This window comes from Paraburkholderia sp. Clong3 (assembly GCF_050436485.1).
Taxonomy (GTDB): Bacteria; Pseudomonadota; Gammaproteobacteria; order Burkholderiales; family Burkholderiaceae; genus Paraburkholderia; species Paraburkholderia tuberum.
The window spans coordinates 208,060-230,959 of record NZ_JBNDMH010000001.1; the positions used below are offsets into that span (position 1 = coordinate 208,060).

Consider the following 22,900-nt stretch of genomic DNA (forward strand, 5'->3'; position numbering starts at 1 on the left):
AGTCGAATTTTGGCGCAAGCGCAATTTCTGAAAATGTCGCCGATTCAGGGTATCCACCAGGTCAGGGTCTCGGATCTGGCGCTTTACCCCGCCTGGCGGCGAACGCACAGTGGCAGTCACGGGTAATCGCATCAGCGACGATGCCGATGCAGTTCGTCGCTGGGCGGATAGCCGGGGAAGGCCTTGTCTACAAGTCGCGACTGGACCTCATCGACGATCTGAAGGCAGGTCGACTGGTGGAGTTGTTTCCGCCGGCGTATTGCGAGCCTTCGCCGCTGCACTTGATTTGTGCTCACCGTGCGCAACTGACACCGACGATCAGCGCGTTGAATGCCTTCCTGCGCGAGCGCTGCTCTGCATTGCTGGCCAGCTGCCCCTCGGGAGGCTCCCGCCACCGACAGCAATCCGCCAGGTGAACCAGCCGTCGGAATGACGACTTTTGTGTGTTGCGCGAACGGCAACTCCCGGCCGAACTGCGCCTTCCGAGCCCCTACCGTTCGGCGTTGAGCAGCCGCATCATCATTCCCACGTTGCGCCGAGCGACATCCCGATAGCAGTTATTGACAAGACATGCGTGCGCCCGACGTTCTTCGCTACTGCCTCGATTTCCGGCGCGCGCGCGCGCAGATCGTCCTCGGAGTACGCCTGGTTGAACCGGTCGGCGGCCGAGTCTGCGCCGCTCCAAGTCTCCGCGTTGCGGCCATGCAGCCGCACGATCGCGAGCTCCGGCGCATCGACAATGACGTGCACGATCCCGCGCTGCCTTTCCATTGCGAGCGTCGACTCCCGCTCGTTCTGTTCGGCAAGAGCCTCGGCGCCGCGGGGGTGGAAGCGCCTGTCGACCAGTTGCATCTCGCCGACGACGTTGCGCTCGCGGTCCGCGCGAACGTCGCGGTCATTACGACGCTCTCCGCACGGATCGCCATCGTGGAAAAGCGTCTTCGGGAAAACGTCGCACACACGCGGACTGCGCCCTCTTTACTCCAGTACCCGGCATTGGACAAACGCTTGCCACCGTGATCGTGCTGGAGACGGGCACACGCCGCCTTCGTGTGGGAAGCCAGTCAGGCCGTAACCAGGTCAGCCCCTATCTTTGTCGCGGGATAGAAGTCAAGATCTGGAATGAAAGGAATTGATGGAGCACGCTTAATTCGCACCCTTTGTCTTATAACAGTTTGACGAATTGATTGAATTAAATGTCATTTCACTTATTCTGTTTCCATAGTCGCGCGATGGTCCAAACCAGCAGTCCTCTCGTCGGAGGTCACAGCCAATGAGTCCCGTCGTCGTCACCCTGCTCGTGCTGCTGGGCGTCGGGCTACTGCTCGCGCTCCGCCTCATGGGCATCTACAACGGGCTAGTGGTCGCCCGGAACCGCTTCGCGAACGCCTTCGCCCAAATCGACGTGCAGCTCAAACGCCGCTACGAGCTGATTCCGAACCTGGTCGAAGCGGTCAAGGGCTACATGGCTCACGAGAGGGAGACGCTCGACGCCGTCATCAAGGCCCGCAACAGCGCGATGGCAGCCGAGCAGAAAGTCGCCGCCAACCCCAGCGACCCGGCGGCCATCAGGGGGTTTAACGAGGCCGAGGCCCAGCTCGGCGGCGTTCTGGGCCGGCTCTTTGCGCTATCTGAAGCGTACCCGGACCTCAAGGCCAACCAGAACATGCTCGCCCTGCAGGAGGAACTGAGCTCGACCGAGAACAAGATCGGCTTCGCCAGGCAAGCCTTCAACGACGCCGCCACCGACTACAACAACCGGCGCGAGGTCTTCCCAGCCGTCATGGTGGCCGGCATGTTTGGTTTCAAGGAAGCGTCACTGCTCGAAACCACAGAGGCCGAGCGCGCAGCGCCCAAGGTGTCGTTCCGGTAACCCGGAACCGCCACATTCCGTGCGCTTCACGCTCTCAAAACCGCGCCGACCATGGCCACCAATTTCTTTCAGCAGCAGGATTCGGCACGGCGCAAGACCTTCCAGCTGGTGGTCTATTTCGTCCTCGCGATCCTGATTCTGATCGCCCTCGTGTACGGTCTGTTGGTGGCGCTCAGCATGTATGGCGCTCACGAGCCAGTGTCTTGGTGGCAACCTGACATGCTCCTGCTCGCGGCGCCGGCGGTGGGCATCCTGGTCGGCGGTGCCAGCGCGCTCAAGGTGGCCCAGCTCGCTTCTGGCGGGCAGGCGGTCGCCTTGATGTTGGGCGGTAAGGAGGTGCCCGGCACGACCACCGACGCGCGGCAGAAGCGGCTGCTCAACGTCGTCGAGGAGATGGCCCTCGCTGCGGGAGTGCCGGTGCCCCCCGTATATGTTCTGCCGGAGACCGGCATCAATGCCTTCGCGGCCGGCTACGCCCCGGGCGATGCTGTGGTCGCCGTCTCCCAGGGCTGCCTCGACTACTTGACCCGTGACGAGCTGCAGGGCGTGGTGGCGCACGAGTTCAGCCATATCCTCAACGGCGACATGCGGCTCAACATCCGGCTGATCGGCCTGATCTTTGGGATCATGGCGTTGTCCATCATCGGCCGCAGCCTCATGTTCGCGTCCCGCGGACGCTCGTCGGGAAGACAGGATTCCCGCGGCGGCATGGTGCTTCTGGGACTGGGCGTGTTTGTGCTGGGACTGGTGGGAGCGTTCTTCGGTCGGCTGATCATGGCAGCGGTGTCCCGGCAGCGCGAGTACCTGGCCGACGCTAGCGCCGTCCAATTCACGCGCAACCCCGACGGGATTGGCGGGGCGCTCAAGAAGATCGGCGGGCTGGCCGAGGGGTCGCGCATCGACACCCCCCGGGCCGCCGAGGCTGCTCACATGTTTTTCGCCAACGCCTTCGCCGGCGAGGGGCTCGCCGGACTGCTGGCCACCCACCCGCCCCTCGTCGAGCGCATCCGCCGGCTCAATCCCCCGTTCGACGGCCAGTTCCCGGAGGTGCGACCGGTCGATGTCGATCGGGAACAACTCAAGGGCACCCGCCCCAGCCGCGTCCCGCCGTTCGCCGGGGTTCCCACGTTACCGGGGCTCCCGCAGGTACCTATGTCGGTCTTGGGCTTCGCCGCCGATGCGGCGTCCCGCGTCGGCCACATTGATCCACAAGTGATTGACTACGCCCACGAGCTGCACGACAGCATGCCCGGGGTGCTCCGGGTCGCCGCACAGGAGCCGTTCAGTGCTCGCGCCCTGGTCTATGCTCTTCTCATGGACCCGCGGGCGGACCTGCGGGAACTCCAGCTGACCCAGCTGAAGGCCGACGCTGAGCCCCAGGACTTCGCGGAAGCCTTGCGGCTGGTTGTCCCTGTCCAGGTACTGCCGGACACGCATCGGTTGCCGCTGCTGGACCTGACCTTGCCAGCCCTGCGGCAGATGTCGCCGCGCCAGCACCGGGCTTTCCGCGCCCAGGTCGAGATGCTGGTGATCGCCGACCAGCGGCTGAGCCTGTTCGAGTACACGCTCCGCTGTGTGCTGCATCGCCATCTCGACGCCCAGTTCCTGCTGCAGCGTCAGACGCGTCCAATGCACAGTTCGCCGCAAAAACTGGCGCAGCCGGTGGCGACGGTGTTAGCGCTGTTGGCCTGGGAAGGCCAGCCGGAACCCGACCAGGCCGCCCGGGCTTTCGATACCGGCATGCGCGGCTACATTGGCGGCGACCACACCCACCGCTTGCCGCCCCGCGAGAAATGCACCCTCGCCGGGTTCGACGCGGCCCTGCAAACGCTCGATCAATCCATCCCGGCCATCAAGCAGCGGATTGTCGCCGCCTGCGCGGGCTGCATCGTGGCGAACCAGCAGGTCACCGTCCGTGAAGCGGAGCTGCTCCGCGCCGTTTGCGACACGCTCGACTGCCCGCTACCGCCGCTCGTCGCGAGCGAATCGGACAGACGATGAACGACATTGCATGCAGGGTTTTGTCGCGGCAAGGAACGCAGAACAACTGCGATCGCTATGCCGCGGGATCGAAGAACCGGGGGTTACGCCCCCTGCTCCGGTTTTCTGATCGCGGATGACCCTGCCTGACCGGCGGCTGCGCCGGTGACCGACGCGGCCGTCGCGCTCGGCACGATGTGCAATTCACGGGTGCGCAACGGCAGCGAACATTGCGCGTCGGTCAGTGTTTGACGCACCCGGCGCGCGAGTTCCCAGCGCATGGTCCAGAACATGTCCGTGTTCGACCAGACGCGGATATTCAGCACCGCCGTGCTGTCGTCGAAGCGGATGACCATCACCTGCGGCGCGGGATCGCGGAGCGCACGCGGGTCGGCGGCGGCGAGCGTGCGCAGCGCCTCAAGCGCGCGATCCACATCGTCACCGATCGAGATCTCCACTTCGAGATCGAGCCGGCGCATCGGATTACGGCTGAAGTTGCGGATCGAATTGCTCCACAACGCGCTGTTCGGCACGTATTCGCAGATGCCGTCGGGTTTGGTGAGACGCGTCGTGAACAGATTGACTTCGTCGACCGTGCCCGCGACACTGCCGGCTCCGCCCTCGATATAGTCGCCGACCTTGAACGGCCGCAACACTAGCAGCATGATGCCGGCCGCGATGTTCTGCATCGTGCCTTGCAGCGCGAGTCCGACCGCAAGACCGGCTGCGCCAAGCACGGCAATGATGCTGGCCGTCTGGATGCCTAACTGCGACAGCGCACCGACGATCGCGACAATGCGAATGCCCCACAGGCCGATGTCGCAGAGGATCGGTCGCAGCGTGGCGTCCATGCGTGATTGACGCGCAAGGAGCCGGCTCAGCGACATCGAAGCGCGGCGCGCGACCCACCATCCGATCACCAGTATGCCCGCAGCGGCGCCCAGACGAATCGAGAACGCGGTGAGCATATCCAGCAGGAAGGCCCATCTGTCCGAACTGATTTCGACGAGAAGATTCTCCATGTGTCTTGACGATCCCTATATTGGACAGCGGGTAGATTGCCGCGCGCGCATCGACGGTATATGTGGACGAACTCGACTGGCTTCCGGGAATTTAACCAGATAACTTCCGTTTTGGGCATTGTCAGCGGTTAAAGCTGCGTGTTTTTTCCGAGCTGTTATCCAGATCGCTTCTGTCGTAACGGCAGCCGCCCGGGCTAGCGGCTGCCCGCCCCGAGTTCCGTGAACGGCCCCGCCGGCGTGACTTCGAGGAGACGGAAACGATGTCCTCACGCCCCGTTCGACCTTCTCTGCAGGCGTTTCGATAACCACTCAAGATACCCACAGAAACTGGGCACAAGCCTGTGGACAACAGGCTCATGACTCGCTCAACTCATTGAGCGCATTGGTTTTCACTCGCATGCTTCCGATAGGTCGGCTGCGTCGCGGCCACACGCGTGTCGGACGAGCCGCCGTCGCCGCAGCGGCGCTCTCGCTCACCTTCATCGTGCGCGGCGCGCTGCACGTACCGATTGAAGGATCGGTCGCGCTCTTTCTCGCTGGCGCGGCGCTGCACCTGTTCGCCACCACTTCGATGGGCATTTTCATGGCCACGCTTGAGCGCAGCATGCCGCAGTTCGCCCAGAACGTCATGCTCGCCGCGCCCACCACGCATTTCGTCGAGCTCGGCCAGGCCATACTCTTTCGTGGCGCGGGCATCGCCGTGGTCTGGCAACCCTTCCGGTGGCTCGCGGCGATAAGAGGTCACGCAGCGCATGAATGAGCGCCTGCTATGCCGCGCCGAGGTCGAGCAGCGTATTGGCCTGACCGGATCGACGATCTATCTGAAGATCGCGCAAGGCAAGTTCCCCAAACCCATCAAGGTCGGCGTGGCGGCGGTGCGCTGGCGTGAAAGCGAGGTCAATCAATGGATCGCAGATTGTGCGGCAGGCACATTGCAGCACAACCCGGACTCAGGCAAGGCGCAGATAAAGCCGCCAAGGAAGGCGAAGCGCCAGCGATCCGAGACCTGATCGCAGGACATCCACCCGACCCGCATCGCGCGGGTTTTTTTTGCCTGCGCGCTGCGCTCGATCAGATCGCAGTCACACTTCCGATGTTTGTTAAATCACGTCAAAGTATTGATAGTGCATAGCATCCCCGTTGCAAATGCTTGCGTAGCCGGGTAAAAAATTGTCCGTTCGTAGCGCATACCTTATTAAAAATGAGGTCGTAACCATGCAGCGCTCATTTAACCATTCAAGGAAAAATTCAAGATGCCAATTCCTGCCCATATGTGGCTGAAAGATGATGGCGGCGCAGACATCAAAGGCTCGTCAACCGTTCAGGATCGCGAGGGAAGTATTGAAATTATCGGCTTCAGCCACGGCGTGAATCTGCCGGTTGATGCGGCTAACGGCAAGATCACCGGCGCGCGTGCGCACTCGCCGATTGCGTTCGAAAAGGAGTTCGATGCGGCGACGCCTTATCTTTACAAGGCCGTGGCGAAGGGGCAAACGCTGCAGTCTGCTGAGATAAAGTGGTATCGCATCAACGATGCAGGCAAAGAGGAAGTCTATTTCGTGATGACGATCGAAGGTGTGAAGGTGCGTGGCATCAACCCCGGCATGGCTAATACCAGGCTGGCGCAGGCATCCGCACTCAATCACGTTGAAGCGGTCTCCATGATGTACGACCGCATCACGTGGCATTACCTTGATGGCAATATCAAATACACCGATTCGTGGAATGAGCGCGGATAAGCGGGAGTGACAATGGCCTATCAGGGTAAGTTTTTGGTGAACAACGAGCAGTTTTCACCGCTCACAATTTTCGGTGTCGGCACGTTCGACGCGTATTCTGGAAACGATCAATACCGCAATCGCGGTGGCTGCACGGCTGTGCCAAGTAACGGTCCGATCCCTGCCGGAAAATACTGGATCGTAGACCGGCCCACTGGCGGTATCGGGTCTCAAGCTTGGGCTTCGATAAAGGACACAGTTAATTCAGCGATTGGGAGTGCGGTACATCATCGCGAATGGTTCGCACTGTATCGGGATGATGGACTCATTGACGACGTGACATGGATTAATGGTGTCAAGCGCGGACAATTCCGGTTGCATCCGGCAGGTGGCGAAGGTATTTCACTCGGCTGTATTACGCTTCCGAGCCGCACGGATTTTCTGAGAATCCGTAACGCGCTGCTGCACACCATGACCATTCCTGCCGGCAATTCGGGGCTTCGCGCCTACGGAACAATTGAGGTCATCACGTATGGCAACACTTGTCCGTAGGCTGTTCAAGGTGGCGCTATTTGTCGGCCTGTTTTGCCTTTCCGTGCCCTACGTCCACACATACCCTATACCGATGCCGGAAAGGCAGGCGCTTGCGTGGTTACACGCTGCAAATCGGCTTGGCATTCGCGACCCGGATGATTTATACATCCCGGTCATGCTGCTGGCTGATCTGCTTGTGGCGACGCTTGCCTATGTGGTGATCATGAGGCTATGGCGGCACTGTCGCGGCAAAAGGCAACGTTGAGAAATAGCGAGTGACGAGCGCACTTGTCCGCAGGCTGTTCAAGGTCGCGCTGTTTATCGGGTTGTTTCTTATTTCCGTTCGTTATATCCCGCTATCCAATAAGTGGACAGCAAGCGAAGCGCGTGCGTGGTGGCGTGCTTCGGATTGGCTCGGTATTGAAGATCCCGGCGATTTGTATTTCGTGGTGTGGCTGTCTATCGAACTGATCGTGGCAGTGCTCGCCTACGCGGTGATCATGAGGCTATGGGGGCGCTATCAACGCAAAAACTAACAGGGTCGATGAGCGGCGATCAGGCCGAATTCATTCCTGCGCGGTCCCGTCCAGTCCGGCGCGTGATGATCGCGTTGCGGGGGTTAACTGGTGGGTCAGAAAGTGCGCGTTTGCTCAGAGACAGGCGGGACAAGGCTTTGCGCGGCGCGCGCGAATTTTGGTCTGGAAGGCGATCCCTTCGATGATCCCGATGATATCCGCGATTCTGGTGGAACTCGTCCTGATCTCGCTCATCGTATCGACCATCGGCGGTGCTCAGCGCAATTTTTCAAATGCCGAGTGGCTTCAACTCCGCGTGGAGCGCTTCCGTAATGCCTTCGACGGCGAATTTCGTCGAGCAATACACCCCGAATCCCGCCGCCGAGCGATACGCTCCGGCCATGTGATCAACGTGTCCTCGATCGGCGGCTGTCCCCGCATCACTGGCAGCACCGCACGCGTGACATTGAGCAGTCCAAAAACGTTGGTGTCGTACCTGCGACGCACGTCTGCGTCGGCCGATTCCTCTACGGCTGCGAGCAGTCCGAAGCCGGCGTTGTTGACCAACACGTCGATCCTGCCAAACTTTGCCAAAGCTGCCTGCGCGGCTCTTTTGGCCTGCTCCTCGTCAGTTACGTCGAGCGCGACCGGCAACAGCGCAGATGATTCGCCGAGACGCTCAATGATCGCCCGAACGTTGCGTCCCGCCGCAACCACTGCATTTCCGTTCGCCAGGGCCGCTTGTGCGATCAGTGCGCCTAACCCGCGTGAGGCACCCGTCACGAACCAGACGCGCTTGAACCGGTGCTGCGTAGCGTTGCTCATGATTTGCTCCCGTTTCGTGGTGAATGTGAAGAGAAGCATAGGGCGCGCGATTAACAGCTACCAGGCACCGAATGCTAGACTCATAATCAACCAATATTTGCGAATGGAGTCAGCCATGAACGAGGTCCGGGCGATTTCGGTGTTCGTCCGTGCAGCAACGCTCGGCAGCTTCCGTCGGGCAGCCGCAGACCTGGGCATCTCGCCGCAGGCCGCGAGCCACGCGGTCATGCAGCTCGAAAAGTCGCTTGGCGTCCGGCTGTTTCATCGGACAACGCGAAAGTTGAGCCTGACCGAAGAGGGGCAAAGACTATTGCAAGGTGTCGAGCCAGCGCTCGCTATGTTGTCGTCCGCGATTGACGATGCTCGCCGTTCAGGGGAAGAAGTTGCGGGGCCCCTACGGATAAGCGCTCCGACGGCGCTCGGGCGAACTGCACTCTGGCCATCGATCCTTGAGTTTGCGGCGCTATACCCTGACGTGCAGATCGATATTCGCTTCGACGATCATTTCACGGACCTCGTCAGCGATCGCGCCGACGTCGGCTTGCGCGGCGGGTCCCCGCCTTCCGAGGGGGCGATTGCCAGGCGACTGCTACCGATTCAGTTGATCGTATGCGCATCGCCAGCCTATCTCGAACGGTACGGCACGCCGAAAACCGTGGACGAGCTCGATGCGCATCGTTGTTCTGGATACCGGCGTGCGAACACCGGCAAGCAGGCGCCGTGGGAATTTATGGTGGGCGGGGAGATTGTGTATCGGGAGATGGTTGCTTCGGTTTGTTCGAACGATATCGACGCTGAAACCGAAGCGGTACTGGCCGGCGTGGCAATTGGGCAGCTTGGAAGCTTCTCGGCCGTCTCACACATCCGGGCTGGACGGCTCGTGCCTTTGCTCACTCAGCATTTGACCCAGCGCGAGTCGATTTACGTCTACTACCGTCGCCGGACGGAACAACCGCTCCGCGTAAGAACCTTCATCGACTTCATCGTTGCGCGCCTCGCGGACAACAGTCAATTTTTCCTCACAGCAGAGGAGTTGGTTACTTCGACGAGCAGAAGCGGCCGCGCCAGGAGCAGACGAAGTGCCGCGTAGGGGTGTCTGTTGCGGCAAGCGTAGCCAGCCGTGGTAATTCATGCGCCAAACGCAGACAAGGCTTCGTAGCGGGACAAGGGCGTGGCGAACGAGCCGTTTCCGCCTGTACATCAATGATCGTGTAACAATCCCTCCAACGACCGCGAGACGCCAGCGAGCGTCGAGCCGGCGGATGCGCACGTCAGCCCGGGAGCATCAGATGAAGCCCATACGTAATGCCGACTCTGCTTCAGGAGAGTGGTACATCGACACTGCATGCATCAATTGCGGTGCATCTCGTCACGTCGCGCCTGGGCTGATTGTCGAGCGCAACGACAAGAGTGTCTTCGTTCGGCAGCCGGCCACACCGGAAGAGCAGCTTGATGCCTGGCGTGCGGTGCCGCGTATGCCCTACGGCGTCGGTACGCAGCGAAACGAAACAGCCTCGTCCTAACGCAGCGATCTTTCCGCAGCAGATCACATCGGGCGTGTGGCGCTGTGGATTCAACGCACGGTCGTCGTTTGGCGCACATTCTTATTTTGCCGCGCGTCCGGAAGGCAATCTGCTCATCGACTCCCCGCGCTATGCGGCGGAACTCGTGAAATGGTTTGACGGCGCTGGCGGTATTGCGCACATTCTGCTGTCGCATCGTGACGACGTCGCAGACGCGGACAAATACGCGCGTCAATTCGGCGCGCGCGTCTGGATTCACCGCGAGGACGTGTCGGCCGCCCCATATGCGACGGATCTGCTCGACGACGGTTCAACACTGAACATTGCGGCCGGCGTGCGCGCGATCCCTGTACCCGGGCACACTCGGGGTAGCGTCGTGTACCAGCTCGATGATCGCGTGCTGTTCTCGGGGGATTCGCTTGCCTGGAGCCCACGCCAGCAGGACCTCGTCGCGTTCAGGGACGCGTGCTGGTACTCGTGGACAGCGCTCACCGAATCGCTCAGCAAGTTGGCCGCGTATCGCTTCGAATGGCTGCTTCCTGGTCACGGTTGGCACGCGCATTTGCAGGCTGAGGAAATGAATGCCCGCTTGCTCGCATTGGTTGCACGCATGCGAAAGGACTGAATTCGCTGTTTTTCGCTAAAACGCGTCGTCCTTGCCTCCGTGGAAACGCTTGAACTCGAACCGCACGTGCCAAACAATCGCCTCGACCAGGATCGACGAAGTCGTCAGCGATCTGGAGCGCGGGGTCGAATGACTCTTCTTGGGTCGCTTGCCGCCTCCAAAGTCCGCAAGAGCCGGGCTCTATAGCCGCTCGATCAAGCGTCGGTCTCCCTGCTCGCAGTATTCATGACACGCCGCACGTGCCGCGTTCGCTGCGCCGTGCACGAAAAGCGGCGCATCCGCGCGTCGGGACATCGACACCACGATGGACGGCGGCGAGGGCTGCAGCGGCAGTTCGACCACCTCGCCTCGCGCGATCAGATCATCGACGAACAGACGCGGAATTGCCGCCACGCCGAAGCCATCGCGCACGAGTTGCACGATCACCGAAATCGATGGTGAACCCGTAATGCGCGTATCCGCGAGCGGCACGCCGTTGGCGAGTGCGAGCTTGCTGACGATGTCCTCCAGCGCGCGATGAGGCGCCGTCCCGCGCCCGAATGTGAGGATCGGATGACGCAGCACGCGTTTCGCGAGTCCGCTGCGCGAAGACGGTAGCAGCCCCGCGCGCGCGATCCAGTGCACCGGATAGTTCGCGAGCGCATCGCAGACGATCGATTCCTCGTCGCTGCCTTCCACGCGAACGATCAGATCGAGTTCGCCCGCCATCAGACGCCGCTGCAGCACCACGCTCACGTCCACCGCAAGCTCCACTTCGAGCTGCGGATAGTCCTTCGAGAGCCGCCGCAGATAGTCGGCAAGCCAGCTATGCACGACCGTCTCGATCACGCCGAGTCGCAACTTGCCGCGCATCGCGCCTTCATGTGACGCGGCGGCCTGCAACTGGCGCGTCGCCTCGACCACGGCCTTCGCGTAGCCGAGCAGATATTCGCCGTTCGGCGTGAGCCGAAAATCGCGGCTCTCGCGATCGACGAGCACGGTATGCAATTCGTCTTCCAGTGCCTTCAGGCGCTGCGAGATCGCCGCCGGCGTGGCGTGAAGCGCGGTCGCCGTAGTGCGGAAACTGCGCAGCTTGGCAAGCGTGACGAAGGTTTCGAGGAAGCGCGTATTCATCAGTCAAAGGTGGGCAATGCAACGGGAGCAAACCGCTCCAAAAATCTCAACGTGACTCGGGAAAACCCGCGATTCCGTTAAGAAATTCTATTCACCTGGCGCAAAGAAAACTAGCTGGCGTCAAATTTTCTTCTTTTCTATGCTTCGCCTGACGGTAGGCAAGACGCATCGCCCACCGCAGACAATCCGATGCAACCGCCAGAGCACGCTAACACCATGACTCCATCCGAATTCCGCCAGGCCGTCCGTCACCGCGACTTCCGTGGCCCGACGGCCGGCCATTGCGGCGACTACGCGCAAGCCAATCTCGCGATCCTGCCCGCTGCGCACGCGCACGATTTCCTGCGCTTTTGCCATGCGAATCCGAAGCCATGTCCGCTGCTCGGCGTGGGCGAGCCTGGCGAGTTCCGCGTGCCGATGCTCGGGCGCGACATCGACATCCGCACCGACGTGCCCGCGTACAACGTCTATCGCGACGGCAACCTGAGCGAGCGCGTCGAATCGATCGAAGCGCTCTGGCAGGACGATTTCGTCGTATTTGCAATTGGCTGTTCGTTCTCGTTCGAGCACATGCTCGCGAAGGAAGGCATCGGCCTGCGCCACGTCGAAGAAGGCCGCAACGTGCCGATGTACCGCACCAGCATCCCCAACCAGCGGGCGGGCGTGTTCGGCGGCGAACTCGTCGTGTCGATGCGGCCGCTGCGCGGCGCCGACGCGATCCGTGCCGTGCAGATCACGAGCCGCTTTCCGGGCGTGCATGGCGCGCCCGTGCATATTGGCGATCCAGCGGAACTCGGCATCGTCGATCTCGCGCGCCCCGAGTTCGGCGAACCGGTGACGATCCGCGCGGGCGAACTGCCTGTCTACTGGGCTTGCGGCGTGACGCCGCAAACGGCACTGATGGCCGCGAAGCTGCCGCTCGCGGTTGCGCACGCGCCGGGCCACATGCTGATGACGGATATCACTAACGCGTCGCTGGCTATTTTCTGACCGTCCCGGCGGCGCGCCGCGCCGTCGTGCAACAAGCGATTCACAGCACCTTGAAGCCATCGGGCCGCGCGGCCCGGAGGGAATGACGCATCCCTACGTTCGTGCGTGGCTTCGATCGTTTCCCATGCGTCTATCCATAGGAGCAGCAGATGGACAGCAAGACACTCACGGCGAGCGTCGACGATGCCGCCGACATGAAGTCAGGAACGGGAAGCCCGCAGCTTTCCTGGTATGCCGAAGCCGGTCCGCACGCGCGTCGCGCGTTCTGGAGTTGCAAGGTCGGCTACATGCTCGACGGCATGGACACGCAGATGCTTTCCTTCGTCATCCCGACGCTCGTCGCTACCTGGGGCATCTCGCTCGCGGACGCCGGCTTCATCGGCACGTTGACGCTGCTGTCCTCTGCGCTCGGCGGCTGGATTGCCGGCATTCTTTCCGATCGCATCGGCCGTGTGCGCACGTTGCAGCTCACCGTCTTGTGGTTCGCCGTGTTCACCGGCCTATGCGGCCTCGCGCAGAACTACGGCCAGTTGCTCGCGGCTCGCGCGTTGATGGGCTTCGGCTTCGGCGGCGAGTGGACGGCGGGCGCGGTGCTGATCGGCGAGGTGATCCGCGCGCGCGACCGCGGCAAGGCGGTCGGTCTCGTGCAGTCGGGCTGGGCGCTCGGCTGGGGCATGGCGGCCCTGCTCTACGCGGTGCTGTTCTCCGTGGTGGCGCCTGAAATCGCGTGGCGCGCATTGTTCCTGATCGGAATCGTGCCTGCCCTGCTCGTGCTCGCGATCCGCCGCTATGTGAAGGAACCTGAAGTATTCGAACAGGCCAGGGTTCAGCAGTACGACACTCAAGACACGCCGCGCTTCACTGAGATCTTCTCTCCCAGGCTGCTTTCGACGACACTGCGCGCCGCACTGCTTACGACGGGCGCACAGGGCGGCTACTACGCGATCACGACGTGGCTGCCGACTTTCCTCAAGACCGAACGTCATCTCACGGTGATGGGCACGGGCGGCTATCTGGCGACGATCATCGCGGGCTCGTACGCGGGCTATCTGTGCAGCGCGTGGCTCACGGACCGCATCGGCCGCAAGCCGAACTTCATTTTGTTCGCGCTGGGCTCGATGGCGATTGCCTTCGCGTATACCTCGCTGCCGCTCACGAATGCATCGATGCTGTGGCTCGGCTTTCCGCTCGGCTTTTTCGCGTCGGGCATTTTTTCCGGCATGGGCGCGTTTCTCACCGAACTGTTTCCGACCCGTGTGCGCGGCTCGGGCCAGGGGTTTTGCTACAACGTCGGCCGCGCGATCGGGGCGCTGTTTCCGGTGCTGATCGGCGTGCTGTCGAGCCGCTTCGGCCTGGGCACGAGCATCGGGATTTTCGCCGTGGCCGCGTATGGCGTACTGATCATCGCCGCGCTTACGCTGCCCGAGACGCGCGGTCGCGAACTCGAATCGGCCTGATTTTCATCTTGCGCACACCACTACCACTTTCGCATCACGACCACGACACCATGAAGCACGATCACGCCTCCGATGTTTGCACGCCGTCCCGCTGGCAGTTCTGGATCGACCGCGGCGGCACGTTCACCGATATCGTCGCGCGCCGCCCGGATGGCACGCTCACCACGCACAAGCTGCTTTCCGAACACCCGGAGCAGTATCGCGATGCGGCTGTCGCCGGGATTCGCCATGTGCTTGGCCTGCGAGCCGGAGAACCCATTACGTCGCGCGACGTCGAGATGGTAAAAATGGGCACGACGGTCGCGACCAACGCGCTGCTCGAACGCAAGGGCGAGCCGGTAGCGCTCGTCACCACGCGAGGCTTGCGCGATGTGTTGCGGATCGCGTATCAGAACCGCCCGCGCCTGTTCGATCTCGACATCGCGTTGCCGGAAGCGCTCTATGAGAGCGTGGTGGAAATCGACGAACGCATGAGCGCGCAAGGCGAAGTGGTCGCGACGCTCGATCACGCGGCAGCGGAGCGCGCACTGCGCGAGGTCTACCACAAGGGCATCCGCGCGCTCGCAATCGTGCTGATCCACGGTTATCGCCACACGTCGCATGAAAGCGAGCTTGCGGATCTGGCGCGCCGAATCGGCTTCACGCAGATCTCGGTTTCCCACGAAGTCTCGCCGCTGATGAAGATGGTCTCGCGCGGCGATACGACCGTGGTGGATGCCTATCTGTCGCCCATCCTGCGCCGATATGTGGATCAGGTCGCCAGCGAAATGCCGGGCGTGAACCTGCAGTTCATGCAAAGCAGCGGCGGACTGACACGCGCCGATGTATTTCAGGGCAAAGATGCGATTCTCTCCGGCCCGGCGGGCGGTATCGTCGGCATGGTGCGCGCGGCACAGGCAGCGGGCTTCGAGCGCGTGATCGGCTTCGACATGGGCGGCACGTCGACGGACGTCTCGCACTTCAACGGCGAGTTCGAGCGCGTATTCGAAACGCAGGTGGCAGGCGTGCGGATGCGCGCGCCGATGATGAGCATCCATACCGTGGCGGCAGGTGGCGGCTCGGTGCTCGGCTTCGACGGCGCCCGGCTGCGTGTCGGCCCCGACTCGGCGGGCGCCAATCCGGGTCCGGCGGCGTACCGGCGCGGCGGCCCGCTCGCGGTCACCGACTGCAACGTGATGCTCGGCAAGATTCAGCCCAACTATTTCCCGCGCGTCTTCGGTCCGAACGCGAACGAGTCGCTCGATCGCGAGGTCGTCGCTGAACGCTTTCAGGCACTCGCCGATGAAATCTTCGCGGCTACGGGTCAGCGTCGCACACCAGAAGAGCTCGCTGAAGGTTTCCTGGAGATCGCCATTGGCAGCATGGCTAACGCGATCAAGAAAATTTCAGTGCAACGCGGCCACGACGTCTCGCAGTATGTGCTGACGACTTTCGGCGGCGCGGGCGGCCAGCATGCGTGCGGTGTGGCCGACGCGCTCGGCATGACGCGGGTGTTCGCGCATCCGCTTGCCGGTGTGCTCTCCGCTTACGGCATGGGTCTCGCGGATCAGACGGCGATGCGCGAGCGAGCGCTCGAAATCTCGCTCGACGACTCATCGCTTGCGACGCTGGAAGCCGCGCTCGATGCGCTCGCGGCCGATGCAACCGGCGCCCTGCTCGAACAGGGCGTGGACGCCGCGCGTATCACGACTGAGCGACGTGTCCATCTGCGCTATCAGGGCACCGATTCATCGCTCGCAGTGCCCGCGGGCAGCGTCGACGCAATGCGCGCCGCTTTCGAAGCGGCCTATCGTCAACGCTACGCGTTCCTGATGGCGGATACGCCGCTCATCGCGGAACTCGCTTGCGTCGAAGCGATCGGCCGTTCCGACGCGCCAGTCGATGCCGGCAGCCTGCCGCAGCGTGCGGCAGGCGACGCGCCCCATGCGCAGTCGGTTGTGCGCATGTATTCGAGCGGTAGCTGGCACGACGCATCGCTCTACCAGCGCGAAACGCTGTGCGCAGGCGACACGCTCGACGGCCCGGCGATCATCGCCGAAAAGAACGGCACGACCGTGGTCGAGCCGGGATGGCAGGCGGTGCTGACCGTTCAAGGCAACGTGGTGATGACCCGCGTGCAACCGCTGCCCACGCGCCGCTCGATCGGCACGGAGGCCGACCCCGTGCGCCTCGAAATATTCAACAATCTGTTCATGTCGATTGCCGAGCAGATGGGATTGCGTCTGCAAAACACGGCGTATTCGGTGAACATCAAGGAGCGCCTCGACTTCTCGTGCGCGATCTTCGATGCTGCGGGCAATCTGATTGCGAACGCGCCGCACATGCCCGTGCATCTGGGATCGATGGGCGAGAGCATCAAGACCGTCATCGAGCGAAATCGCGGCGCGATGCGCGACGGCGATGTGTTCATGCTCAACGACCCGTACCACGGCGGCACACATTTGCCCGACGTGACCGTCATCACGCCCGTGTTCGCAGACGGTTCGGCCGAGCCGCTCTTCTACGTCGGCTCGCGCGGCCACCATGCGGATATCGGCGGAATCACACCCGGTTCGATGCCAGCCGCTTCGTCGCATATCGAAGAAGAAGGCGTATTGGTCGATAACTGGCAGCTTGTTTCAGCGGGCGTGCTGCGCGACGCCGAAACACGCGCGCTGCTCGCATCGGGCCGCTATCCGGCACGCAACGTCGCACAGAACATGGCCGATTTGCGCGCGCAGATCGCAGCGAACCAGAAGGGCGTGGACGAGCTGCGCCGCATGGTCGCGCAATTCGGCCGCGACGTGGTGCTCGCCTTCATGCAGCACGTGCAGGACAATGCCGAAGAAGCGGTGCGTCGCGTGATCGGCGCCCTCAAGGACGGCGCGTACCGTTACGAACTCGATAACGGCGCGGTGATCGACGTCGCGATTCGCGTCGATGCTGCGACGCGCAGCGCGACCGTGGACTTCAGCGGAACGTCCGTGCAACTGCCGAACAACTTCAACGCGCCGAAGGCGGTCTGCATGGCAGCCGTGCTGTACGTGTTCCGCACGCTCGTCGGCGACGACATCCCGCTCAACGCGGGTTGCCTGAAGCCCCTCTCGGTGATCGTCCCGGACCGCTCGATGCTCAATCCGGTTTATCCGGCAGCGGTGGTCTCGGGCAACGTGGAGACATCGTCCGCGATTACAAATGCGCTCTATGGTGCGCTGGGCATCGTCGCGTCCAGTCAGGGCACGATGAACAACTTCACGTTCGGCGACGCGCGCTACCAGTACTACGAGACGATCGCAGGCGGCAGCGGCGCGGGCGATGGCTTCTGCGGCGTCGACGCGGTACAGACGCACATGACCAACTCGCGCCTGACCGATCCCGAAGTGCTCGAATGGCGCTATCCCGTGCGGCTCGAGTCGCACCTGATCCGCGCGGAGTCGGGCGGCGCGGGACGCTGGCGCGGCGGTAACGGCGCGATCCGGCGCATCCGCTTTCTCGCGCCGATGACCGCGTCGATTCTCTCGAACAACCGCATTCACGCGCCTTTCGGCGCGGCAGGTGGACGCGCGGGAAGGCGGGGCAGCAATCGCGTCGAGCGCGCGGACGGCGAGATCGTCGCATTGGGCCATATCGCGAGCGTCGAGATGGCCGCGGGCGACGTGTTCGTGGTGGAAACGCCGGGTGGCGGGGGTTTCGGGGAAGCGTAACGCTTCAAGGACTGCGGATGTTCAATGCCGGACAGCGGCGTCGGCTCGCGTCTCACTCGAACCGGCGCCATATTTTTACGCCATCACGCGTCGACGATCACTTCGAAACCGCCATAGATTAGCCGCTGACCGTCAAAAGGCATCGGATCTTTTTCCGGTTGCAGCCGTTGGTCGGCCATCACCGCTTTCATCCCTTCGTCTCGCGACTGACGCGACGGCCAGACAACCCAGGAGAACACCACCGTCTCATCATCCTTGCGCTTGATCGCCATTGGGAACGACGTCACCTTGCCCTCTGGCACGTCATCTCCCCAGCACTCGACCACCTTCAACGCACCGTACTCCTTGAAGACGGCCGCTGCTCTTTCGGCGAACTGCCTGTAAATTTCGCGGTTGGCCGTAGGTACGGGGACAACAAATCCATCGATGTAATTCATTTGCAATCTCCTTGTTTACACACGCACAGTAGGTGCCGGTTGGCAGCGCATCGCAACACGGCCGCCCATACGCACGACGAGCGGGGAGTCAAAAAATCGACAATAGTCGTGTCCCTTTGCTCTGATAGCCTGCGGCTCTTCGAGGCATGGCGTCGGCCTGCTGACTTAAGCGGTTGCCCGATGCCGAGCAGGTTGCCCACGCTATCTCTGAACCAGGCAGCTCTTTCGCCTACCCCACTGCAACGCGTCCAGCTCATCTCCATCGGCCCTCGCTTCATCTGAATGCGCTGCCCGATTCTGGCGAAGCAACGAAATGCCCCGGCGTCACGCCGACCGCGCGCCGAAAGTGTCGGCCAAGGTGACTTTGATCGAAAAATCCGACTTCGGCAGCGACCTCACAGGGCGGGACGCCGTCACGCAATAGCCGTTTAGCGTGCTGAATTCGCACCAGACACACATAGCGATGAGGCGAAATACCCACCTCTTTGCGAAACAGGGTGGCGAAGCGCGAAACACTCAACCCGGCGGTGGCGGCGAGCGTCGCGAGGCTGACGGGCTGCGCGAACGAACTCTCGATAAAAGCCACGGCCCGCCTGATCGCGCGCGACATCGCCACGGTCCTGTCGCCTGCGCAGTCGTAGAAGACTCCGGTCATGTTCTATCCCCTCGCGCTACGTTTTCGTAGCGGCATCAGACCCGCACCGTGCCGGACTGCGCGAGCACGCTCGCCGCAGCAGCACCGTCGGGCGGCCCGCTCTGGTATCGCTCCAGTTCCGCTTCGCTGCGATGGCACAGCACCTGCGCGCCGCTCGCGAGCGTGCGCACGCTCGGCGACGTGCGATTGCAGACACCGTCGATGCGCATCGGGCATCGCGCGAGAAATGTGCAAAGCTCCGGCTCACGGGTCGACTCACCGATCGGCGGCAACGTCTGATGACAACGCTCGCCCGCTTCTTCGAGCCAGCCGGCGCGAAGCTCCGGCGCCGACGACACGAGCAGATGCGAATACGGGTGATACGGCGGCGCCGACAACGCGTCGCGGTTGCCCGTCTCGACGCGGTGCCCCGCGTACAGCACGACGATGTCGTCGCTGATCGCACGCACCTTGGCGATGTCGTGCGTGATGAACAGATATGACACGCCGAGCTTCTTTTGCAGATCGCGCAGCAGCTCGAGAATGGCAGCGCCGACCACCGTATCGAGCGCGGACGTGACTTCGTCGCACAGGATCAACTTGGGTTCGGCGGCCAGCGCCCGCGCCAGATTCACGCGCTGTTTCTGCCCGCCCGACAGCTCTCCGGTGCGCCGCTGCGCCAGCTCGGCAGGCAGGCGCACCAGGCCCAGCAGTTCGGCGACGCGGCGCCGCGCGGCCTCGCCCTTCATGCCGTGATAGAACTTCAGCGGACGCGCCAGCGTGCGCTCGACGGTGTGCGTCGGATTAAGCGCGGTGTCGGCGTTCTGGAACACGATCTGGATACAGCGAAACTGTTCGCGGCTGCGGCGGCTGAGGTTGGCGGCGAGCGGCTCACCGTCGAGCAGCAGATTGCCGCGCGCCATCGGCACGAGCCCGGCGATCACCTTCGCGAGCGTCGTCTTGCCCGAACCGGATTCGCCGATCACGCCTACCGTCTGACCACGATCGATCACGAGGTCCACGTCGCGCAGAATGACCTTGTGCGGCCAGCCCTTCGCGTCGGTGCGGCCGTAGCCGGCCGTCAGACCGCGCAGTTCGAGCAGCGGCGTGTTCGGCTGGGCTGCGTCGGGAGCCGCCGAGGCGCAGGCAACCGGGGCGACGGGCGTCACGGCAGCAATCAGGCTTTGCGTATACGGGTGCGCCGGCGCATGCAGAATCTGTTCGGTGCGGCCCGTTTCGCGGATTTCACCATTGCTTAGCACGACGATGCGATCCGCCATCTGCGCGACCACCGCCAGATCATGCGATACGTAGACAGCCGTCATTCCGCATTGGCGGATCACGCTGCGAAACGCTTGCAGCACGTCGATCTGCGTGGTGACGTCGAGCGCCGTGGTCGGTTCATCGAGGATCACGAGTTCGGGGTCGGTGATCAGCGCCATCGCCGCCATCAGCCGCTGCAACTGGCCGCCCGACACCTGGTGCGGGTAGCGCCGGCCAATCGTCTCCGGCTCCGGCAGCGCGAGCGCGCGGAACAGTTCGACCGCTTTGGCCCGCGCGGCGCGCTTGCTGAGCGTGCCGTGAATCAGCGCGCTTTCGATCACCTGGTCCATGATCGGGCGCGCCGGGTTGAACGCAGCGGCCGCGCTTTGCGCGATGTAGGCAACCTTGCGGCCACGCAATCCCGCGAGCGCTTTCGGCGAGAGCCCGAGCACGTCGGTGTCGCCCACCCGGATCGCGCCGCCCGCGATGCGGCAGCCGCTGCGTGCATGGCCCATCAGCGACAGTGCGATCGTGGTCTTGCCCGAGCCCGACTCGCCGATCAATGCGAGCACCTCGCCGCGCGCAATCTCGAAGTCGATGTCATGCACGATCGTCGTATCCGGCTCGCCGGGCCGGCTTCCCACCACGCGCAGGCCCCGTACCTCGACCAGATTCGACGGCGGTAGCGGCGCGGTCCTCGAGATGGCCTCAAAGGCCGCGTGAGCACGTCTGAAAAAGGGTGCCTTCATCAGTGGCCTCCATCGGCATCAGGCATGCCCTTGCGGCGGCCATGATACGGCAGTCCGTCGATCAGCAGGTTCACGCCGACCGTGAGCATCGCGATTGCGATCGCGGGCAGGATCACGACCGGCACGCCTTCACCGAGGCCGGCGATGTTCTCGCGTACCAGCGAACCGAGATCGGCATACGGCGGCTGCACGCCGAGACCGAGAAAGCTCAGGCTGCTCAATAGCAGCACGACGAAAGTGAAGCGCAGTCCGGTGTCGGCGAGTATCGGATGAATCATGTTCGGCAGCATCTCGAAGCACGCGATGTAGAGCGCGCTTTCGCCGCGCGCCCGCGCGACCTGCACGTATTCGAGCGTGCCGATATTGACCGCCAGCGAGCGGGCGATCCGGTACGAGCCCGGCATGTAGCTGATCGCCGCGGTCACGATCAGCAACGGCAGTGACGAGCCGAACGCGGCGACGATCATCAGCGCGAACATCTTCGACGGAATCGACGTCACCGCATCGAGCAGCCGGCTCATGGTTTCGTCGATCCGGCGGCCGGCCACGGCCGCGAGCAGTCCCAGCATGGTCCCCGTGAGCGCCGCGAGCAGCGCCGCCGCCAGCGCGAGCACGACCGTCAGGCGCATCCCGTAGATGATGCGGGTCAACATGTCGCGACCGAGGTAGTCGGAGCCGAGCGGCAGCTTCGCGCTGAAGCCCGCGAATACGTCAGGCGTGAGGATCGCGCCGACCGAATGCGGCGCGAGCCACGGTGCGAACGCCGCGACGAACAACGCGCAACTGACCATCGCCAGGCCGATCCAGCCGCCGGTCGACAGGTTCATGCGTTGCGCGAGGCTGCGACGGCGCACCGGTCGAGGCGCCGGGCCTCCGCCGCCGCCCCAGGACCGCGCGGGATCGGCGCCCTGCGGCATCATGCTGCTGCGTTGCACCGGTTCGAGCGCACCGAGCCGGTGAGGCGCATCGGAAGAAGGTCGAAGAATCGTCATGTCCGCAGCCTCGGGTTCGAGATGATGGCGCACAGGTCGGCTAGCAGCACGAGCAGCAGATAGCCGAGGCAGAACAGCAGCGTGCAGGCCTGTACGAGCGGGAAGTCGCGGTTGCTGACCGCGTCGACCATCAGGCTGGCGAGGCCCGGGTAGTTGAAGATGGTCTCGACGACGATCACGCCGCCAAGCAGATAAGACAGGCTCAGCGCGATTGCATTGGCGATCGGGCCGATCGCATTCGGCAGTGCGTGGCGCAGTACCACGCGGGCGGGGCTCGCGCCCTTGAGCATCGCCATTTCCACATACGAAGAACTGAGTTGCTCGATCACCGCGGCGCGTGTCATGCGGGCCATCTGCGCGATCACGACCGCGCACAGCGTGACGACCGGCATCGCGTACGCGCGCAGAAAGTCGTGCAGGCTCTCAATCTCACCGCTGTACGACAGCGCTGACAGCCAGTGCAGCTTGACGGCCAGCACCAGCACCGCCAGCGTCGCGATCAGAAACTCGGGCGTGGCGACCAGCGACAGCGTACCAAGGCTCACGATCCGATCGATCAGCGAGTCGCGCTTGACTGCCGCGAGAATGCCCGCCGACACCGCGATCGGCACCGACACCCCGGTGGTGATCGCCGCGAGGGTCAGCGACTTCGGCAGGCGCCCTTCGATCATCTCGGACACCGGCAGATTGCTCGACAGCGACACGCCAAAGTTCGCGTGCAGCAGACCAACGAGCCAATGGAAGTACCGCAGGTATGCCGGCTGGTCGAGGCCGAACTGCAGCCGCAGCGCCACGACCGTATCCGCCGTCGCCGACTGGCCGAGTGCGGCCTGCGCGGCATCGCCCGGCAACAGGTTGGTGATCACGAAGATGATGATCGAGACAATCAGCAGCGTCAGCGCAGTGACGGCGACGCGCCGGCCGATCAACTGGGCGATATTCCCGTTCATGGGCATGAGCTCCTCGG

General features: G+C 63.1%; 20 protein-coding genes and 3 pseudogenes. 14 read left to right on the forward strand and 9 right to left on the reverse strand.

The annotated features are described in order from the left end of the window. Window positions 1-146 precede the first annotated feature (146 nt). Window positions 147-416: a hypothetical protein gene (locus OKW30_RS01120; RefSeq protein WP_429345747.1), complete on the forward strand. Its 270-nt coding sequence runs from the start codon at window positions 147-149 to the stop codon at window positions 414-416. A 103-nt stretch (window positions 417-519) separates the two neighbouring features. On the opposite strand, the gene OKW30_RS01125 is transcribed toward OKW30_RS01120, so the two are convergent. After that, a complete protein-coding gene (locus tag OKW30_RS01125) occupies window positions 520-852 on the reverse strand; it encodes a hypothetical protein (RefSeq protein ID WP_429345748.1) in 333 nt (110 codons plus the stop codon). A 421-nt stretch (window positions 853-1,273) separates the two neighbouring features. On the opposite strand from OKW30_RS01125, the gene OKW30_RS01130 reads away from it, so the two are divergent. Together OKW30_RS01130 and OKW30_RS01135 are read left to right on the forward strand one after the other, a co-directional pair. Next, window positions 1,274-1,873: a LemA family protein gene (locus tag OKW30_RS01130; protein ID WP_184071880.1), complete on the forward strand. Its 600-nt coding sequence runs from the start codon at window positions 1,274-1,276 to the stop codon at window positions 1,871-1,873. A gap of 51 nt (window positions 1,874-1,924) precedes the next feature. Continuing rightward, on the forward strand, window positions 1,925-3,874 hold the full coding sequence (locus OKW30_RS01135) for a M48 family metallopeptidase (RefSeq protein ID WP_429345749.1): 1,950 nt from the start codon (window positions 1,925-1,927) through the stop codon (window positions 3,872-3,874). An 83-nt stretch (window positions 3,875-3,957) separates the two neighbouring features. Here OKW30_RS01135 and OKW30_RS01140 read toward each other — a convergent pair whose 3' ends face one another. After that, window positions 3,958-4,875, reverse strand: a complete 918-nt coding sequence (locus tag OKW30_RS01140; RefSeq protein ID WP_184071884.1) for a mechanosensitive ion channel family protein — start codon at window positions 4,873-4,875, stop codon at window positions 3,958-3,960. Window positions 4,876-5,311: 436 nt separating this feature from the next. On the opposite strand from OKW30_RS01140, the pseudogene OKW30_RS01145 reads away from it, so the two are divergent. The 6 genes and pseudogenes from OKW30_RS01145 to OKW30_RS01170 all read left to right on the forward strand — a co-directional run. Continuing rightward, window positions 5,312-5,635: pseudogene (locus OKW30_RS01145) on the forward strand (hypothetical protein); the annotation flags it as partial. After that, the gene (locus tag OKW30_RS01150) at window positions 5,628-5,885 is read left to right on the forward strand and encodes a helix-turn-helix transcriptional regulator (protein WP_184071886.1); all 258 of its coding nucleotides are present in this window, start codon (window positions 5,628-5,630) and stop codon (window positions 5,883-5,885) included. The pseudogene OKW30_RS01145 and the gene OKW30_RS01150, both read left to right, overlap by 8 nt. 243 nt (window positions 5,886-6,128) lie before the next feature. Continuing rightward, the gene (locus OKW30_RS01155; protein ID WP_429345750.1) at window positions 6,129-6,614 is read left to right on the forward strand and encodes an Hcp family type VI secretion system effector; all 486 of its coding nucleotides are present in this window, start codon (window positions 6,129-6,131) and stop codon (window positions 6,612-6,614) included. Window positions 6,615-6,626: 12 nt separating this feature from the next. After that, complete coding sequence (locus OKW30_RS01160) at window positions 6,627-7,145, forward strand: DUF2778 domain-containing protein (RefSeq protein WP_184071890.1); 519 nt, start codon at window positions 6,627-6,629, stop codon at window positions 7,143-7,145. Further along, on the forward strand, window positions 7,126-7,392 hold the full coding sequence (locus OKW30_RS01165; protein WP_184071891.1) for a hypothetical protein: 267 nt from the start codon (window positions 7,126-7,128) through the stop codon (window positions 7,390-7,392). The genes OKW30_RS01160 and OKW30_RS01165 overlap by 20 nt, the downstream gene beginning before the upstream one ends. Before the next feature lie 10 nt (window positions 7,393-7,402). Then, entirely contained in the window at window positions 7,403-7,663 is a 261-nt protein-coding gene (locus OKW30_RS01170; RefSeq protein ID WP_184071894.1) for a hypothetical protein, read from the forward strand. A 271-nt stretch (window positions 7,664-7,934) separates the two neighbouring features. Here OKW30_RS01170 and OKW30_RS01175 read toward each other — a convergent pair. Next, window positions 7,935-8,467 (reverse strand): annotated as a pseudogene (locus OKW30_RS01175) (SDR family NAD(P)-dependent oxidoreductase); the annotation flags it as partial. A 115-nt stretch (window positions 8,468-8,582) separates the two neighbouring features. Between OKW30_RS01175 and OKW30_RS01180 the strand changes: the two are divergent. Then, complete coding sequence (locus tag OKW30_RS01180) at window positions 8,583-9,557, forward strand: LysR family transcriptional regulator (RefSeq protein ID WP_429345751.1); 975 nt, start codon at window positions 8,583-8,585, stop codon at window positions 9,555-9,557. Between the two features lie 199 nt (window positions 9,558-9,756). Then, a pseudogene (locus OKW30_RS01185) lies at window positions 9,757-10,615 on the forward strand (MBL fold metallo-hydrolase). A 180-nt stretch (window positions 10,616-10,795) separates the two neighbouring features. Here the strand turns inward: OKW30_RS01185 and OKW30_RS01190 are convergent. Beyond that, window positions 10,796-11,728: a LysR family transcriptional regulator gene (locus OKW30_RS01190; protein WP_429345752.1), complete on the reverse strand. Its 933-nt coding sequence runs from the start codon at window positions 11,726-11,728 to the stop codon at window positions 10,796-10,798. Between the two features lie 189 nt (window positions 11,729-11,917). Here OKW30_RS01190 and OKW30_RS01195 point away from each other — a divergent pair, with 189 nt between their 5' ends. The 3 genes from OKW30_RS01195 (at window position 11,918) to OKW30_RS01205 (ending at window position 17,858) form a co-directional block, all read left to right on the forward strand. After that, window positions 11,918-12,718, forward strand: coding sequence for a putative hydro-lyase (locus tag OKW30_RS01195; protein ID WP_429345753.1), 801 nt, complete (start codon window positions 11,918-11,920; stop codon window positions 12,716-12,718). Window positions 12,719-12,867: 149 nt separating this feature from the next. Then, window positions 12,868-14,175, forward strand: a complete 1,308-nt coding sequence (locus tag OKW30_RS01200) for an MFS transporter (protein WP_429345754.1) — start codon at window positions 12,868-12,870, stop codon at window positions 14,173-14,175. A 50-nt stretch (window positions 14,176-14,225) separates the two neighbouring features. Then, a complete protein-coding gene (locus OKW30_RS01205; RefSeq protein ID WP_429345755.1) occupies window positions 14,226-17,858 on the forward strand; it encodes a hydantoinase B/oxoprolinase family protein in 3,633 nt (1,210 codons plus the stop codon). A gap of 83 nt (window positions 17,859-17,941) precedes the next feature. Here the strand turns inward: OKW30_RS01205 and OKW30_RS01210 are convergent, their stop codons facing one another. From OKW30_RS01210 to OKW30_RS01230, 5 genes are all read right to left on the reverse strand, one after another. Further along, the gene (locus OKW30_RS01210) at window positions 17,942-18,295 is read right to left on the reverse strand and encodes a DUF1428 domain-containing protein (protein ID WP_187630688.1); all 354 of its coding nucleotides are present in this window, start codon (window positions 18,293-18,295) and stop codon (window positions 17,942-17,944) included. 274 nt (window positions 18,296-18,569) lie between these two features. Further along, window positions 18,570-18,950 (reverse strand): helix-turn-helix domain-containing protein, encoded by a 381-nt coding sequence (locus tag OKW30_RS01215; RefSeq protein WP_184071904.1) that lies wholly within the window; start codon window positions 18,948-18,950, stop codon window positions 18,570-18,572. Window positions 18,951-18,985: 35 nt separating this feature from the next. Next, window positions 18,986-20,941: an ABC transporter ATP-binding protein gene (locus OKW30_RS01220; RefSeq protein WP_429345756.1), complete on the reverse strand. Its 1,956-nt coding sequence runs from the start codon at window positions 20,939-20,941 to the stop codon at window positions 18,986-18,988. After that, on the reverse strand, window positions 20,941-21,933 hold the full coding sequence (locus tag OKW30_RS01225) for an ABC transporter permease (RefSeq protein WP_429345757.1): 993 nt from the start codon (window positions 21,931-21,933) through the stop codon (window positions 20,941-20,943). Before OKW30_RS01225 ends, OKW30_RS01220 begins: the two co-directional genes overlap by 1 nt. After that, window positions 21,930-22,883 (reverse strand): ABC transporter permease, encoded by a 954-nt coding sequence (locus tag OKW30_RS01230; protein ID WP_429345758.1) that lies wholly within the window; start codon window positions 22,881-22,883, stop codon window positions 21,930-21,932. Before OKW30_RS01230 ends, OKW30_RS01225 begins: the two co-directional genes overlap by 4 nt. Window positions 22,884-22,900 lie beyond the last annotated feature (17 nt).